Below are 19212 nucleotides of genomic sequence, written 5' to 3'. Positions count from 1 at the left end.
TTCAATGCACTATTTATTAAAAATTCACCATCTAAGACACTGTGACTAATTTAACATTAATTTCGATAATTTCGTGATACTCAAAAACGTATAATAGCTCATACTCAACAAATAATTATATTAGCTTTAATACCAACAACTCCTATACGGTATCAAATACATCACTATTATTCTTCAATGGACTATTTATTAAAAATTCACCACCTAAGACACTGTGACTAATCTAACATTAATTACATAACTGACAAGTGCTATATTGTTTATACAGCAACAATAAAATTAATAGCATTAATACACAAAAACGAAAAACATATGATCTTCAATAACATTAAAAAACATTTTTTAACCATACTTAACTATTCATCATGTCAAAAAACTCATTATTATCTTTCGTTATTGATAACTTATCCCTCAGAAATTCCATTGCTTCTACAGCTCCCATTGATGATAGTAACCTTCTTAATAACCATACCTTCTTTAGACAAACATGATCTATTAACATATCTTCTTTCCTTGTACCAGATTTCGAAATGTCTATTGCAGGGTATACTCTTTTATCCGATATCTTCCTATCCAATATTATTTCACAATTCCCAGTACCTTTAAATTCCTCAAAGATTACCTCATCCATCTTCGATCCAGTCTCAATTAATGCAGTTGCTATTATTGTTAATGATCCTCCATTCTCTATATTCCTTGCTGCACCAAAAAATCTCTTTGGTCTTTGTAACGCATTGGAATCTACACCTCCTGTCAACACTTTACCAGATGATGGTATTACAGAGTTATACGCTCTTGCTAATCTTGTAATTGAATCTAATAATATTACTACATTCTTCCTATGCTCTACCATCCTCTTTGCTTTCTCTATTACAATCTCCGCAAGCTGTACATGTCTATATCCAGGTTCATCAAATGTTGAACTAACTACTTCACCTTTTACTGATCTACACATATCAGTTACTTCCTCTGGCCTTTCACCTATTAGTAACACTATTAACTCAATATCCGGATGATTCACAGATATTGAATGCGCTATTTGTTGTAATATTATTGTTTTACCAGCCCTTGGTGGAGCAACTATCAGTGCTCTCTGTCCCTTACCTAATGGTGCAACTATATCTATCACTCTCATGCTTATATCTTTCTTGCTTAAGCTAATAGGATCATTACACTCTAATAATATTCTTTCTTCCGGATATAACGGTATTAAATCATCAAAGTGTACATACCTTTGTAACTTACCCATATCAGTAAAGTTAATGCTATGTGCTTTTACTAATGTAAAGTATCTTTCTTTCTCACTTGGAGCTCTAATTTCTCCACTTACTATATCACCAGTTCTTAAGTTAAACTTTTTTATTTGTCCTGCTGAAATATATACGTCATCACTACTTGCAGCATAATTTGCTTCAGGAGATCTTAAAAATCCAAAACCATCAGATAATATTTCTACTACCCCTCCACCTATTGCAGATCCTCCATCATTCACTACCTTTTTCATCAAATGAAAGATTATTTCCTGTTTTAGCATTCTTCCATTACTTACTACACCCAGGTCTTCTGCTATTTTTAACAGATCTTCTATACTTCTCTTTTTTAATTCACTTAAATCTAGTACTTTACCTTCTGCTTCCCTATTCCCTGGTACATTCTCTTCTTCCTCTACAACTTGTACATCTACTACTTTATCTTCTTCTTTTGCTAAAAGAACAGAAGATTCAACAGTAGGACTTTTATTACTTCTTCTTCCACCAGTACGTCTTACACGTTTTTTTCGATCACTTAACACCATTAACCTATCACTATATAAATAAAATTATAAATATCCTACACACTTCATTCCTAAATTATTGAAAGAAAACTAAGACTTAAGCTTTATGATGCTCATTAACAACACGTAACATCAGTTACCACAATTATATATCTTTCTTAATAATAACAACTAATGTGCTTAACCTAAGTAACTTATAGAACTTTTACTTCATACTTTACTAAAAAGGACCATACACTTAGATATACTATATAACTAAGCTTGCCTTAATTACTCATAAAATACAAAGAAAGAGATAGTAGAAAACTTAATTATATAATATTCTATTAGTAAAACATTAACATATAATTATATAACACAAAATCCACCTGTACTCAATATAATACATTACACATTATTAAGAAAACAGTAATAACAAAACACATAACATCTAAATTTTGTGTAATTAATATATTATAGCGAATCAGATGTAGAAAACTCATTGATATTTTTTACTCTTCTTTCTCTTTCTGCAACTATTTGAGCTTTCATAATCGCCTCATCAAGATCTACTTGAGTACATAATCCTAACAATACAGGATCTCTAGGTTTAATATTACTAGAATTCCAGTGTTCCTTGTTTCTTATAGCAGCAATAGTAGACTTTGTTGTCCCTATAAGCTTTGCTATACATGCATCCTGCATTTCTGGACAATACTTTAAAATCCAAGATACAGCATCAGGTTTGTCTCTACGGCGTGCTACAGGTGTATACCTAACAGTACGCTTCTTACTTTTCTTGAAATTTCTATAACTTATTAATTTAGGTATTCTCGTAGGGTCATTTTGACAATACTCAATTTCTTCTTTTGTTACTTGTCCCATCGTAATTGGATTACATCCAACTACACCTTTAGCAACCTCACCGTCAGCAATACCCTTAACTTCTAGTATATGTAAGTTACAAAATTTAGCTATCTGTTCAAAAGTCAATATAGTATTATCTACTAACCACACTGCAACAGCTCTAGGCATCAAAGGACCAGAATCCTCCAGCATAGAAGATTCTTTATTATTAGAACCCAAAGGATTATTACTACTTGACATATATACTATCTCCAAATTTCCAACCAACAAATAAATAAGTTAACACCAACTTAAATAATTAAAGTACATGATCACACAATACCTACACTTATAAATTATTGACGTATACTTTGCAATAATTATGTAAAAACTGCAGTCTACTCTGATAATTATCGCAATAAATTAGTAAGCTATTATTAAACAAACAGTCTCTACGTAATTAAACTACAATACTTTTAAAACTTTATTAATAAATATAGCCTAAAGCTTTTAATAGATATTTTAGAAAATACACTTGACTCATACACGCGAATAGATTAAGATTCAGTTTTCTGCGAAAATTTTAGGATAGAGATGCCAAAATTAAAAACTAAATCTTCTGTAAAGAAAAGGTTTAGTGTTACAGCAACAGGTAAAATAAAGTCTACCCAATCTGCAAAAAGGCATGGTATGACAAAAAGAAGTAAAAGGAGTATTCGTGTTCAACGTGGTACTACTATAATGAATCAGTCTGATTCACGTATAATCAAGCTCTTCATGCCGTATAGCAGGTAAAGGTATAGTAAACTTAGGAGTTATAGATGGCTAGGGTTAAGCGTAGCGTTACAACAAGGGCACGGCATAAGAAAATTATTAAGTTAGCAAAAGGCTATAGAGGACGTTCTAAAAATTGTTATAGAATTGCCTTACAGCGGGTGGAAAAGGCTTTACAATATGCTTATCGTGATAGACGTAACCGCAAAAGGTTTTTTAGAAGCTTATGGATCATGCGTATTAATGCTGCAGTAAGACAACATGGGCTCTTATATTCAGATTTTATTCACGGGTTGTCTTTAGCAAATATAACACTAAATAGAAAAATGCTAGCAGATATGGCAGTGCATAACCATGATAACTTCAAGCAGATTGTTGATTTAACTAAAGAAGCTCTAACCAAATCTCGTGCTAAATAATATACATAATTTACATAAAGAAGCTACTGATAAGATATTATCTACTTCCTCTCTTGAACAGTTAGAGGATGTTAAGTTAGTTTACTTTGGAAAGTCAGGGATTATGACAACATATTTGAGAAACATTTCAACAATTAAAAACCTTGAAGAAAGAAAATCCGCTGGCAACACAATTAACACAATCTATGCTAATCTAAAGTCTTTAATTCACTCACACAAGATAAAATTACAACAACTACAGATTGATAACCAGTTGCTTCGGGACAAAGTTGATATCAGTTTACCAGTTCGTCCAAAACAAATAGGAAAGTTACATCCTATTTCTAGAACTCTAAATGAAATAAAACGCATCTTTCTTTCTCTAGGATTCAAATTATCTGACGGTCCAGAATTGGAAGATGAATTTCACGTTTTTGATGCATTAAATACCCACAAAAACCATCCAGCAAGAGAAGAAAATGACACTTTTTATTTAAAAACACTAGTAAATAATAAAAGGGTTGTACTCCGTACACATACATCTTCTGTACAAATTAGAACAATGGAAAATAACAATGGTATTTACCCAATTAAGATTATTGCTCCAGGAAAAGTATATAGAAATGATTGGGATGCAACTCACAGTCCTATGTTCCATCAAGTTGAAGGGTTATATATTGATAGAAATGTTAATATGGGGCACTTAAAATATTGCATTAATTATTTTCTAAACAAGTTTTTTGGAGAAAACGTTCAAATAAGATTTCGTAATAGTTACTTTCCATTTACTGAACCATCAGCTGAAGTTGATATTAAATGTAACCAGAATAATTGGATAGAAATTCTCGGTTGTGGTATGCTTCATCGAAATGTTCTAATAAATGTTAATATTGATCCAGAGCAGTATACTGGCTTTGCCTTTGGAATTGGGATCGAAAGAATCGCTATGCTGAAATATAATATCAATGACTTACGTAAATTTTACAATAATAATCTACAGTGGTTAGATCATTACGGGTTTCATTTTACTAGTTTAATCACATAACATGTATACTCAATCTAATAAAAACGGAGTACTGATTACAGGCAGTGCAAAAAGGTTAGGAAAGGCTATGGCTATATTCCTAGCCACAAAAGGGTATGATATTGCTGTACATTACAATACCTCTACAAAACATGCATTACAGCTTAAAGATATAATCGAAAATTTTTGTAATCAAAGGTGTATTCTAATACAAGCCAATTTAACAAAATTTGATTCACTAAGCGACGTAATAAATGAGACTTTTCAATTTATGCCTTATTGTAATTGTTTAATTAATAATGCCTCTATATTTTATCAACAGGTGTTTGCAGATACTACAATTGACACTTTTACTCAAAATTACAATCTTCATATACAGGCACCACTATTTTTAACTCAATACTTTGCAAAAAAGTGCACTACTACAGGACATGTTATTAATATGATAGATGAAATGGTCACAAGAAATCCCATAAAATATTTTACATATACATTATCAAAAAAATCACTATTAGATTTTACAAAAGCAGCTGCAGTAGTACTATCACCAAAAATCAGAGTCAACGCTATAGGTCCTAAAATCATTTCTAATGATTTTCTAAACAATATCAATTATCACAACATCATGACTAATAGAGAAGTAGCACGAGTCCTCACCACATTAGAAAAATTACTTGATATTCACAATAACGACACTGGTACCATAAATTTCATATAAATACAACTTACATACACACCTTGCAATACACAAAAATTAGGAACATAACATACTTACCTACACATAGTACCATTAAACATTATCCTAAAAACTTACTAATCAAATCTCACAAACAACTTACAACTATAAGACAGAAAAAGATAACATATATTATCAAATAAATCTTAATCAGAAAATATACAAGCTATTAACAATTATAAATAGTAGAATAAAATATAAACACCCACATTATTACGCAAATATCATCCTACTAAGATAATACTTCGAGCATTATAAATAAATTTTACTTATAATACTACAACATCAGCATTAATACATCACTTCATTACAACACAATTAATGTGCATATCAACCAACAATTATAAATAGTAAAATAAAATACAAATACCCACATTATTACGTAAATATCATCCTACTAAAATAATATTTCGAGCATTATAAACAAATTTTACTTATAACACTACAACATCAGTATTAATACATCACTTCATTACAACACAATTAATGTGCATATCAACCAACAACTATAAATAGTAAAATAAAATACAAATACCCACATTATTACGCAAATATCATCCTACTAAGATAATATTTCGAGCATTATAAACAAATTTTACTTATAACACTACAACATCAGTATTAATACATCACTTCATTACAACACAATTAATGTGCATATCAACTAACAATTATAACCTGATATTTGTTGCTCATACTTTCAAATGTAAAATTTATCCCATAAACTACATCATTTTATTCCATGTAACAAATTTGCCATGTTGACATTTAAACATAATAATCCATTTGCATAATTAATGTAATAATAGTTTAGTAATAATTAGAAAAATTGTTACATTAGTCACTATAAACACCTGATAAAAGAAAATTGATTATACTAGATAATCTTATAACTAGGCATATCATATTTCTTATATTGTAGCATGATAGTTTCTTACATTCACATTTATTATATAAAACATTAAGTGGTAAAAATTACAGCATTAATAAACATAAATATTATCAATTTAATTCGTCTTCCCATAATTTACATGCTATAATTTCTTATATAAATAAAATAAACTCTCAATATACATGTTCGACAAAAAATTACTTCAAATACTTGTATGTCCCCTTACAAAAGATAAATTAGAGTATAATAAAGATACTAACGAACTAATTAGTCAAAAAGCTAAATTAGCATTTCCAATACGTAATGGTATACCAATTATGTTAGTAAATGAAGCAAGAAAATTAGAAGAGTTTTAACACGATAAGTTGTGGTTATACGAGATTTTTCATCATTTAGTAGAAGCTAATATCTTAAATTTAAGAATATACTGTAATTTAAGGATAACCCACCATTGGTAGATAACCAAAATATCTTAGTACAAATTAGTGCTGACATAAAGATTTACTATGCAGCTTTATTATATTGAGAAATCAACAGGACTACAACAAATAGAATGATTCTCTTTTACATTAAGTAAAAATAGGCAAACACAAAAAACAATATCAATACTACTGATTGAATATTAATTAACAATTTTAGTATACTATACAAAAACTAAGGGCAGAATACAGTAAAAAAGTTTAAATATAGTACTAAACCAGAAAAATAATATTAAAATACAAATACACATTCAATATTATTACAAAAAGCAATACAAACTAAACAATAGAGTACCCTTTTTATATATAGACAATGAAAAACACAGATTTTACAGCAGGTCTCATAATAACTTCAACAGTACTAAAAATAGACCAAATACACAAAAATTATAAAATATTGTAATATGGGATAACATAGTACTTACTAGATAATCACAAAAAAAACTCTGTAATTATTAAACAATGCCTCCGCATCTAAGCACTACAAAAACACGTAGAACCAGAATCACAAGATCATTATTTCCAGAGTAAAGCAATAATAGAAGTTACCATATCAAAAACAATATAACCCAGACTACATAAAAAACGACGAAACATATACAACCTCAGATATATATTAAGATATTAATACAAATATTACTACCAGTCAACATGTATATCTTCTTTTTTTATTTTACATAGAGCAACAATTGCAACTGTCGCCCAAAACATAATGTATAGTCCCGGCATAAATTTTAATCCAGTAGACCTAATAAGCCACGTACACATTACAGGAGCCATACCACCAGCTATAGCTGAAGCCATATTACGAGACAATCCAAAACCAGTATATCTAACTTTTGTAGGGAATAATTCTGACATTGCCCCACTTGCAGGACCAAGAGAAGCAGCAAATGGAATCACAAAAATAGAATATGCTATTATTAAGTCAACATAACTATTTTGACTTAATAACCAAAATACTGGTACTGCAACACATAATAACGTAACAGAAGCATACAACATAACCTTTTTACGTCCTACATAGTCAGAAATATATCCAAAAAATACATTTAGAATTCCTAAAATTATTATGTTAATACTTTCAATAATACTAACACCATTAGCATCTAAATTTAAATGAATATCAGAAAACTCCCTAATAAAGGTAATAAAAAAGACCATAAAAATATGGAAAGAACAATTTTCTATACAATCAATACAAGTAGCCAATATTAAAGGCCTTCTATAGCTTTTAAACAATTCTATAAATGGTGACTGAGACAAGTTATCATTCTCTTTATGAGTATCATACGCAGGACTTTCACCAGTAACACGTCTAACATAAACACTAACTAATCCTAACAGCAAGCCAACAACAAAAGGTATCCTCCATCCCCATACTTCAAAATTCTCTTGTGTGAAATATTGACATATCAAGGTTACAAATAATGCTATTATAGATCCTAAAACAGCACTCAACGTCTCAAAACTACCTAAAAATCCAATATTCTTTCCATTCTTAGAATGCTCAATCAAAAAAGTAGCATTACCAGATTCTCCTCCTAAAGAGATGCCTTGTATTAATCTACAAATAACTAATAATATTGGTGATAATACACCTATTTCCTGATAAGTAGGCAAAATAGAAATAAAAGCAATAGGAACAGATATTGCTATAATTGACAAAGTTAATGCTGCTCTCCTCCCATATCTATCCCCAATATAGCCAAATACACTCGCACCAAAAGGCCTCATTAGGAAACCAATTGCAAAAATACTAAAAGTCATCACAAGACTTAAATATCTATCCTCTGCTGGAAAAAACAACTTACTGATTACACTCACTAAGTTACCAAATAATACATAATCATACCATACTAAGGTATTACACATAATTGTAGTCAGTACTGCTTTTCTTAATTTCATTCTAATTAACTGTCCTCCTAATTGATACATTCCCTTGTTTACAGGGTATCTTTCTTATGATCTTTATACATGCTAACAAGCGTTATATTTTTAATCATATTATTTTTAACAAAATATTGCAAATTCTGTTATTCTTTTTAAAAGGATTTAAAGAAAATTCTTAAATTAATCAATAACTAAATATATTTTCAGTTTGACTCCTAATTTTATTACAGGTACAATGTGCCTCGTACTAAAAATGTTGTTAAGGTTATATTCTCATGTCTGTAAAGATAAGATTAGCAAGGTTCGGAGCCAAGAAGCGTCCTTTTTATAGAGTAGTTGTTGCTGATTCTAGAGTGGCAAGAGACGGAAAGTTTATTGAGCTGTTAGGTTTTTATAATCCAATGCTTCCTAAAGAGCATGAGTCGTTTTTGAAAGTCAAAATTGACAGGTTAAAATACTGGCTTAGTGTTGGAGCACAACCAACTGACAGAATATCTTGGTTTATCAAGAAAGGTCTTATTAATACTGAAGCTGCCTAGCTTTCACGTTATTTATAACAATTTAAAAACACTACAGTTGCGGTTGTTTTTTGTCTGTTATATGTTGGGCTTATTGTATTATTTACCCCATAGCTACTTTGTTTATAGTCTCTTCCAGTTATTTATTTATACTGTTTACTAAAAATAGCTGTACCACTGCTAGCATTTTTAATCACAGGCTTCTACACCAATCTTAGCATAAGAATATATCTGAAAAAAGTATACTGTCCTTCTTTCACTAAATATCTCAGAAATAAGGGAATATACTTTATAAATTCTAACTATTAGAAGTCTTCTGATACAAATATACTCTTGTTATTTCAAACAATAGCAATCACCTTTTTCAATCTTTCAAAAAATAATCAATATGTATAATAAATAAAGAAGTATACCATTCATTATAATACGACACAATATACATAGCTATACAGAAAGCTTACTACAACTACATTATAGTCACTAAGTACAGATAATCCTGAAAAATCTTAATAAGAATTAAAGGCATTTAAACAAATAACATTTCTATACTAGTGACCACTTTGAAACATCACAACCATAGTAACCAAACCATGATATGTTCAACGTCAAAGTGGCACAACATATAGAATTCAAAAATCTAAAGTGATAGAATTATTTCCATCCCCCTTCATCAGCAATCCTTACAGAATCAACTAGATGTTTCTCCAATTCCTGTAACGGTAGATCACTTTCCTTAAATGGGCCAAAAGTTTTCAACACATCTGAAAGCTCTACACCTTGTACTACAGGATATTCTTGATTAACTTGAGCATAAATTTTCTGAGCTTCTTTACTAGATAAAAATTCTAATAACTTTATAGCATTATGCTTATTTTTTGCATTCTTAGTAACAGCACCACCGCTAATATTTATCATGGTACCAGTAGTTTCCTGATTAGGGAAAAATATACCAATATCTTCAACAATAGCTTGATCCCTTTTTTTATCAGAAGCAAGAATCCTACCAAAGTAATAACTATTAACTATAGCTATACTACCTTCACCAGCAGCAACTGCATAAATTTGATCAGTATCTCCACCACTAGGCTTTCTTGCCATATTAGTAACAAGTCCTTTAATCCAAGTTTTAGTATTTTCTATACCATCGTTTGCTATCATAAAAGCAATCAATGACTGATTATATGGACTACTAGAAGACCTAACCAAAATTTTATCCTTCCACTTCCTATTTGCAAGATGCTCATATGTACTTAACTCCTTATCTTCAACTAAGTTCTTATTATACACTATCACTCTTGCACGCTTAGTTAATCCAAACCAAAAACCATCACGATCTCTATATTTACTAGGAATTGCTTTAGTTAAAACATCCGATTGAATAGATTGTAATAGCCCTTTTTTCTTCGCTAAAATTAAATTAACAGCATCAGCAGTTAAAAACACATCCGCTGAAGTGGCATTACCTTCATTTTCCATCCTATTAATTAGCTGAGCAGCTTCATCAATAATATATTTAACTTTTATACCAGTTTCCTTAGTGAACTTTTCAAATAAATCATGTAACAATTCCTCTTTTCGAGAAGAATAAACATGTACTTCTTGTACAGAATTTTCAGAGTCCTTATGTTGCTTGTAAAAAAAGTTGAAACCCAATATAACAGCTACAACAACAATAAGACCACCCAGTAATTTCTTCATAATTTTTCCACAGTAAAAACTTAAAAAACAAAAACAATTATACAATGTCAAAAAACAAATGCAACTTCAATTAATCTATATCCATGATTACCAAGTAACCATCAGTAGAACACTTAATACCAACATTACAAATAAATAGTTGTTATTCTTAACAAGAATAACATAAAAATATATTTTAAATGCATAAGTACAATTCACCAAGCAATAAGTTATTTATTTTTGTTTATGATAACAGTTCAATGTTAGTCTGTAATTTAAGATATAACAACATTAAACAATACGTAAATTTATAAGGTGAGTGTTATTTCAAGGTCTGATATTATTCTAATAATAAAGCAGTATTACTACGACTACACACTAGAAACTAAGTAAATAACATCATAAATTCTTATTTATATAAGCATTAGTATTTAACTACATAATAATAACAAGTTATATAATAAAAATTATGAAAAACTTTTAACTTGTATATGTCTTATTATCTTAAAAAAAACCTTATCTATATAAGTTTAAAGATAAGTAATTTATTTTACACACTTTCTTATCAACAATAAAAATATTTTAATTCTATAACAAAACTTCATTAAATACTAACTTATTGATCTTATGTAATGAAACGGATAGCATAAAACTTCTATAATTCTAGTATTGAATCTTTACTTTAATACCTATAAACAAACTATCTAAAGCTTTTAAACATACATACTTATCATCATCACAACATAGATAATCTTTATTTCAAATTATCCATACAGATCTAATTGGCAGAAGACAGCACACAGCTGTCTTCTTAAAATATTAACTAAAAATCACTGTGATACGGAACAATAGTAGAATTATGCGCTACATTTTCACCATGTTGCGTAACAGATGAACCATTACCTGTAAAGTAAAACACAGCATGATCGCTATATCCTGTATCAGTACCAAGATCACCTGCTCCATCTCTATGATATTGCCCATAATATATTCCAGGTTGGATTTCATGAATATCCACCTTTTGAAAATATTTAGACGAAAGAAAATCACTATGACTATAATTGCGGCTAGCAGCAATGAAAATATCACCTTGAAATTGGTTAACATTATCAGAAAGCATACCAATAACCTTGCCATCATATACTAAATCTACTTTAGTTGCATAATGTACATTAGGAGATTTTACTGCATTACCATGTTCATCCTTAACAATATGATAATCATCACTATAGTATTGCAATTTAAACAAAGATCCTTCCTTATACTGATCAAAGTCTATCAATCCAATGCTTTTACTCTTATTTGAATAAGACTGTATTTCAAATGTATGAGCAAAAATAGGGTCGATGTACCTGTACTCATCAGTCAAATTAGGTGGCATACCACTTGGATGCTCATTACCATCTGCAGTACATGGCACTAATTTATTATGTCCATCAACTTGTACCAATTTTAAATGAGTAATTTGCTTAGGAAGCTGGAACTTAATGTTTTTTCCTTCATCAGTAATAAAGAAATTACTACCATAATTCCCTAAGCTATCAGTTGATGGTTCATCTATATAAAAGGACATACTCTTAAATTGATGCAATATCTGATTATCATGTGTAACCTTTGCTTGATAAACATCATCATCAACCTTTACAGTACCTTTATCATCCAATAACTCACCTTTTTTAATCACTGTATCTTGAGCATCAAATTTTGTATTACTAATATGACCATAATCCTTAAAAGATGCATCACTTAATAACAGATCTTTATAACCTGAATGGAAATGATTAATACTAGGATGGTTAAACTGATTATCCCATACAATATTACCATCTTTTGTTTTTTGTATATCATTAATAAGTGCAGTATTAAACTCACCATCATTTTCAGATACTACCATATATGCTTTATCTTGGTAACTACTTGATGTCATTTTTGTAACATCACGGAACACAAAATCTACACTACCAGTGTCAAGGTCTTTAATACAATATCCACCCTCAGTCGATAATTCCCCAACTTTTTTATCATCTAAGTATAATGATATTCCACTGACATCTCCTTTACCTAATACACCTACACGTAACATTATATTAGGGTTAGAGACTATATTATTCATATCAAAATTATTTATTGGTACAACATCCCGAACATCAACATATGTTAATTCTCCAATCAATTTTCTGATCTCATTGTCAACACCAGGTGCCCCATTTAATACTTTCTTGACCTGTTCTTCTTTAAAATTATTAAAAATATCCTGTATAAAATATATTTTTGCAATATTAAACTGACTCGGATTATTAAGTACAAATTCTTTGTAATTAGCACCAGCATTATCTAAGTATTTATCCATTAATTGATCCGCATTAGGAATCTTTGAAAAGACGCGATTGACATTCTCTTTACTATAATCACCTCTTAACTCAAGATTACTCTCCTGAACACCAAGAGTTGGATCATACTTTTTAAGTATATTAAATACATATTCTATGTAATTCTTACTGTTAATATACTCATTACCATCTTTATCAGCATATACGTATGCAGGCTTTCCTAGCGGAGAGTCTACTAACTTTAAAAAATTATATTTTGGATTTATTTCTATGATATCAGAACTTGCAATATTCCAAGTACGAATAGTATTTTTTGCCGCATAATGTACAATTGGAGATATACTACCTACTTCCTTTCCTCCCATATCATAAATATGTTCATAATAATACTCATGATTTAATCCATGCCTTTCAAACACATTAACATTATTTTGAGAAAACATTTTTTCTGACATTCCTAACTGCAATACATTCATATTTTGCAAATATAAAGAAATATCCTTGTTTTCTAACCAATCTTTAAAATCTGAATAGCTACTTACCTGAACTAGCTCCTGAGCATGACTAAAGTTGTGTTCCTTTAATGCTTTAAAATACTCTGGAATGACATCGGCATGCTTTTCCTGTAGAAATGTTACAAATGCATGTCCAACATTATATTTTAAGCGTATATCTTTTGTCATAACATCACTACTTGAAACATCATGACTAGCATCAGGATTCGTATTTAAAACATCTAAAGTTTTTGCTTTATTTTTTAAACCTTTAAGAATAAAACTATCATCATTCTCTATATATTCTGCTAATCCTTCTGAAAAGATATCATGATGTAACTGAGATCTAGACAAAGTATATCCAGACGCATAATTTTCCAGAGCATGTGTCAATTCATGCTTTAAATTTAAGATATCTCCAAACTTATACACATAAATTCTAGATGGAGAATTTTCATTTCCATAAAAAGTAACACCACCAGCACCACCTATACCTAAATTATAAAGTTTACTATAATGCTCGTATTGATCTCTATTATCAAATAAATACAATTCAAAAGTTGCCTCTTTACCATTACCATCTAACCCAAAATTACTCTTGAATTTCTCTATAGTATCATAAAATCCCTTCTCTATTTCATGCATTCTATCATTAGGTAATCCCTTTAAAGTGTATACCTTCAAGGTTAACATTAAATCATTATCTTTAATATCATGTACATTATTAAAGACACTATCCTTAAAATCTTGGCTATTACCAATAGGCACTATATTATCAGTACTTAAAGGCGAAAGCTTATCAGTTATAACATCAGGAGGAACATCATAATCACTCTTAGAAGGCCCAATACGTTCTCTATAGCCATCAACACTACTTTCTTCAGCAACAGAATGTTGCGTATCAAAATTTACAATAGCAGCTGGGAACTTTGCTATACTATCACCGACATGAACATACTTTACCAAATGTACCTTAGGATTGTTTATTTCGTGATCAGCATGATCATAATCTCGAACATATTGCAGTGTTACATCTTCCGGTATATTATGTTGAATTTTATATTCTGTCTCTAAAGACTTTAAATCTGACTTCACCCAATCTTCAAACACCTTACCTAATGGCTCGTTCATATGACGTAAATCCAACCTCACAAATCGGTCTTGGTCATTTTTAATATCACTAAAATACTCTTCAAACACCCATGGCGACAAATCTGATAATAACTTTACAGCTACAAATCCTAAATTTCTAAGCGGCACATTTGCATATTTATCATAGGTATTATAGTCATCAAGCCGTTTCTCCAATACATCAGTAATTTCATCAGTAATTTCATGTGATTTCAAATTACTATCATTGAAAAACTCATTAAGCACTTCTTTATTTACAGACATATTATGTAATATAGAATCATGGTGCTCACAAAAATCTGCTATACTCTCTCTCACAAATTTTGCAAGCAAATACCGATCTGTATACTCACCAAGCTTATGTCCTGAAATATGATCTTGAAAAACATAACTTAACTCATGTTTTAATCCAACCACATTATCCTGCTCAACACCATTTTCAGACACTTTTTCCTTATACAAATACAACCTATAAGGTGCTTGTTGTTCAATATATGTAATACCCTTTGAATTTTTATCACCCGAGAGACCATAACGATCAGAGTACTGTTTGTATTGATTTTCATCATTAACAAGATATACTTCAACCTTACCTGGTTGATGATCAACATTAATATTGAAAAAGTGCTCTTTAAAATTATGAGCTGCATTACGTATATCATTTTCAATTTTTTTAGCTTCCATAGGAGAAAGCACATTTTCAGTATGTACTGTAACATCCAAATTAAAATCCTGGATTTTCATATCATAAGCTTTGCTTAGTATGTCACGCTCCAAACCTGAATAGTCATTGACTTTCCTGTAATTAACCCCCGTTTCAAGACTAGTATTGTTACCAAAAGAATCTGTCATAAGCCGTATCCTTCTAAAATATAATTTGGAATAGCATAATATATAGAATACTTAAAATGTCAACTTAAAAAATTAACAAATTAATTATTTGATTAATTTCTTTTAAGTAATATATTGATTTTTTAATAGAAAAATATTCTATATTAATAAATTAACCCTTTCTTCATAATAAAAAACTTATACATAAAACAAGTAACAACAAACTTATAATAAAAAAACTATGAAAAAAAACACAGTATTTCCCACAAAACATAACATTTCTTTAAAACTGGAAGTAGGAAACAAAGTAAACTCATTTTGTAGTCACAATATATACAAGGTAACAGCTAAAGCTGAAGATAATAGTGAAATCACAATGCCATCAAAAAACTACTTTTTTGTAGGTAACAAATTCTACGTGCCATACAATAACTACGTAAATGATGAATATCTGGCAATTCCAAATGAATACCGGTACATAAAAATATACAAAACACAAAATACTGATAAAGAAACAGAAAAACCTCACTACATTCTAGTTATTTGTAACCAATACGGGAAAGAATATTCATACAACTATCATCAATTTTATATTCAACCAGAAAATATCATTGAAGTATCAAAAGAAACAAATCTAGAAGAATATTATAAAATCCAACAGGAATACAATGGTGTTCCATTATTCAAAGTTATTCCGGAATCACACAATAATAATATATCAACAACGCGTGCTGTAATTACAAATTTACATAATGTCAATACACAAATTGCAAAATTAAGCCCTGAATCACTACAATATAAACACTATCATTCATTCACAAATGACAAATTTATTCTAAGTTATTCTGATATTACAAAACATCAAATTAATAACGATGGAAGTATAACATTACATAATATTAAACACGACATTACACAAAAAATAATAGAAGATAATCCTATATTTCTTGTAGTACATAATGGCAATTTTTACTTCACAGATAAAAAACAAGATGGAAAGCTAGTAGACGATTACAATACCGCAATAAAAGTTTTACAACATGCAAATTTTGAAGTAGATGCAGATCCATGTAGATCTAATAACATAGATATGAATAAACCATTTATTTTCAAAGTTGTAAAAGGTGACTTAGATCCAGATATAAACAAAAATATAGCTAATGTAGCACTAAAAGATCAACAAATACCATTAATCCCTAAAGATAATAATACACATCTATTTTTCAATAAAGACAATTCCTTTGAGTACTACAACAATATACGAGAAGTTATCAGAGAAGATGCAGCACCCTCAGGATTTACCAAACCTTTTTTTAAGATAGTAGATGAAACATTAGATTCAAACAATATATATCTCTCTATTAAACTAGATAAACATGATAAAACTAAAATATATTTTTCTGACCAACAAGGTAACACAATTTTTAATTTACCAGATACAACACTAAAACAACATATATCTTCTCTTTTTCATATAGATGATACCCAACAAAATATACACACTACCTCCACAGAAGATTTAACTGATACTACAATAGATAACTTTAATCCACATAATAAATTACAGGATGATAAACATGTTATTTCAGAAGAAAAATTGTTAATACCACATGAAGATTCAATAGATAGCAACCTATCAACAGAACATCAAGAAAGAAAAACTCATTTAATTACAGATAAAACCCCCAATACTACACATTTTCCACTTACAAAAGAGAAAATTACTATAGAAAATGACATTGGAGATAGTCAACATCACACTCCACTTAACCTCATGTACGATGAGATATTAGATTTCTATAAAGCAATAAAAGAAAACTATAATCATGACTATATACTCAATGCTTTTAATAACATAATAAAACACTATGGTACACCACAACAATCTCATGAAAATAATGCACACATAAGTAAATACAGTCATATATCCATTGATCATTATGATTTTGGATTATTACAGTAGACAACTATCAATAGTTCAATATATGCATGATAAAAAATAACATATTACTGAACATTAATACCATAAAAGTATGCACTAAAATATCATCTACAATTTATAGGTTAATTAAAGTAATAATGTATATTTTTATATAGAATACGTAATACACGTATACGTAAAATCAATATTATGATAAAAAATAATACATTACTTGAACATTAGCATCATAAAGTACAAACTAAAATATCACCTACAATTCAGGTTAATTAAAGTAACAATGCATATTTTTACATAGAATATGTAATACACGTATACGTAAAATCAATATTATGATAAAAAATAATACATTACTTGAACATTAGCATCATAAAGTACAAACTAAAATATCATCTACAATTTATAGGTTAATTAAAGTAACAATGCATATTTTTATATAGAATATTTGTAATACACGTTATGTAAATCAATATACTGATAAATTAGCAAAAACTACAAAATACATTAAATTAATAATCCAATTATCAACTTTTTCATAATATAGAAAACCTTATAGCATCTGTATTACTTAAAAAATTACAATATCAATAAACCAGTGGTAACCTAAATACTAATTATAACTCTCCAAGTCTACAAAATTATAAAAGCAATTAAATATAACCAAGTTTAAACATATTGAATTACAGAACTTAATAATATCACTTAACATATAAGTAAGTTACTAATACTAATGGCAATGTACATTTATACTAACATATTAAAAAATCATTTAAGCAAACAACTTCAAGATATTTTACTTTATATAAATGTTTACAAGAAGGAATTACATATCAAAAATGTGGAGGTAAGCGGAATCGAACCGCTGACCTTCTGCGTGCAAAGCAGACGCTCTACCAAGTGAGCTATACCCCCCCATAGGATCACAATTAATAGGCGCAACTCAAACTACGGTAAATTAAATAACATAACCTTTTCAACAATTCAAGAATTAATATACTCATAGCAATAAATTTCTATGATGCTTACATTACAAGTGATTTTCATTAATTATTTTTGCTATTATATTACTAAAATCGTTAATATTTTTAAAATTCATATATACAGAAGCAAACCTGACATATGCTACTTTATCTAATTTAAAAAGGTTATCCATAACCATTTTACCAATAACATCACTTGGAATAGCATTGTCTTGTTTACCCTCTAACTCATAAAAGATATTATTTACCATCATATTTATTCTCTCATGATTCACTGGACGTTTTTTCGTAGCTATAAGAATAGAAGACAGCAGCTTTTTTTTATCAAATGGTTCAGATTCTCCATTCTTTTTAATTACCACAAGTGATCTTAGTAAGAGTTTCTCAGTAGTAGTAAATCTAGAATTACACACAGGACAAACTCTGCGTCTTCTGATTAACATACCATTTTCTATTGACCTTGAGTCTTTAACATGAGTACTGATATTATTACAAAAAGGACATTTCATAAGTAATT

The 19212-nt window shown here is 29.3% G+C and carries 13 protein-coding genes and 1 tRNA gene; 7 read left to right on the top strand and 7 right to left on the bottom strand.

The window, feature by feature from the left end; all coding sequences use genetic code 11:
• Positions 1-352 precede the first annotated feature (352 nt).
• Positions 353-1792 carry a transcription termination factor Rho gene (gene rho / locus EDL80_RS00745; RefSeq protein WP_158406309.1) on the bottom strand — a complete coding sequence of 480 codons (1440 nt, stop codon included), beginning with the start codon at positions 1790-1792 and terminating at the stop codon, positions 353-355.
• 435 nt (positions 1793-2227) lie between these two features.
• Entirely contained in the window at positions 2228-2860 is a 633-nt protein-coding gene (locus tag EDL80_RS00740) for a DUF1013 domain-containing protein (protein WP_158406308.1), read from the bottom strand.
• A gap of 333 nt (positions 2861-3193) precedes the next feature.
• Between EDL80_RS00740 and rpmI the strand changes: the two genes are divergently transcribed.
• From rpmI to EDL80_RS00715, 5 genes are all read left to right on the top strand, one after another.
• The gene (gene rpmI / locus EDL80_RS00735; RefSeq protein ID WP_158406307.1) at positions 3194-3394 is read left to right on the top strand and encodes a 50S ribosomal protein L35; all 201 of its coding nucleotides are present in this window, start codon (positions 3194-3196) and stop codon (positions 3392-3394) included.
• Between the two features lie 26 nt (positions 3395-3420).
• Entirely contained in the window at positions 3421-3792 is a 372-nt protein-coding gene (gene rplT / locus EDL80_RS00730) for a 50S ribosomal protein L20 (RefSeq protein ID WP_158406306.1), read from the top strand.
• Positions 3782-4816: a phenylalanine--tRNA ligase subunit alpha gene (gene pheS / locus EDL80_RS00725; RefSeq protein ID WP_158406305.1), complete on the top strand. Its 1035-nt coding sequence runs from the start codon at positions 3782-3784 to the stop codon at positions 4814-4816. Before rplT ends, pheS begins: the two co-directional genes overlap by 11 nt.
• 1 nt (position 4817) lies before the next feature.
• The gene (locus EDL80_RS00720; RefSeq protein ID WP_158406304.1) at positions 4818-5513 is read left to right on the top strand and encodes an SDR family NAD(P)-dependent oxidoreductase; all 696 of its coding nucleotides are present in this window, start codon (positions 4818-4820) and stop codon (positions 5511-5513) included.
• A 1092-nt stretch (positions 5514-6605) separates the two neighbouring features.
• On the top strand, positions 6606-6779 hold the full coding sequence (locus tag EDL80_RS00715) for a Trm112 family protein (RefSeq protein ID WP_158406303.1): 174 nt from the start codon (positions 6606-6608) through the stop codon (positions 6777-6779).
• 762 nt (positions 6780-7541) lie between these two features.
• Here EDL80_RS00715 and EDL80_RS00710 read toward each other — a convergent pair.
• Positions 7542-8810, bottom strand: coding sequence for an MFS transporter (locus EDL80_RS00710; RefSeq protein ID WP_158407082.1), 1269 nt, complete (start codon positions 8808-8810; stop codon positions 7542-7544).
• A gap of 260 nt (positions 8811-9070) precedes the next feature.
• On the opposite strand from EDL80_RS00710, the gene rpsP reads away from it, so the two are divergent.
• On the top strand, positions 9071-9334 hold the full coding sequence (rpsP, locus tag EDL80_RS00705) for a 30S ribosomal protein S16 (RefSeq protein WP_158406302.1): 264 nt from the start codon (positions 9071-9073) through the stop codon (positions 9332-9334).
• A gap of 630 nt (positions 9335-9964) precedes the next feature.
• Here rpsP and EDL80_RS00700 read toward each other — a convergent pair.
• Both EDL80_RS00700 and EDL80_RS00695 read right to left on the bottom strand, forming a co-directional pair.
• A complete protein-coding gene (locus EDL80_RS00700) occupies positions 9965-11011 on the bottom strand; it encodes a Fe(3+) ABC transporter substrate-binding protein (protein WP_158406301.1) in 1047 nt (348 codons plus the stop codon).
• Positions 11012-11813: 802 nt separating this feature from the next.
• Positions 11814-15797: a hypothetical protein gene (locus EDL80_RS00695; RefSeq protein ID WP_158406300.1), complete on the bottom strand. Its 3984-nt coding sequence runs from the start codon at positions 15795-15797 to the stop codon at positions 11814-11816.
• 220 nt (positions 15798-16017) lie between these two features.
• On the opposite strand from EDL80_RS00695, the gene EDL80_RS00690 reads away from it, so the two are divergent.
• The gene (locus EDL80_RS00690) at positions 16018-17739 is read left to right on the top strand and encodes a hypothetical protein (protein ID WP_158406299.1); all 1722 of its coding nucleotides are present in this window, start codon (positions 16018-16020) and stop codon (positions 17737-17739) included.
• Between the two features lie 815 nt (positions 17740-18554).
• On the opposite strand, the gene EDL80_RS00685 is transcribed toward EDL80_RS00690, so the two are convergent.
• Together EDL80_RS00685 and nrdR are read right to left on the bottom strand one after the other, a co-directional pair.
• Positions 18555-18627: transfer RNA gene (locus tag EDL80_RS00685), tRNA-Ala, on the bottom strand.
• Positions 18628-18742: 115 nt separating this feature from the next.
• Positions 18743-19204, bottom strand: a complete 462-nt coding sequence (gene nrdR / locus EDL80_RS00680) for a transcriptional regulator NrdR (protein WP_158406298.1) — start codon at positions 19202-19204, stop codon at positions 18743-18745.
• Positions 19205-19212: the final 8 nt, after the last annotated feature.

The sequence above is a fragment of the Ehrlichia ruminantium genome (assembly GCF_009728835.1).
Lineage (GTDB): Bacteria > Pseudomonadota > Alphaproteobacteria > Rickettsiales > Anaplasmataceae > Ehrlichia > Ehrlichia ruminantium_B.
The sequence above is the reverse complement of the archived record's forward strand: the minus strand, read 5'-3'. Positions and strand labels throughout refer to the sequence as shown.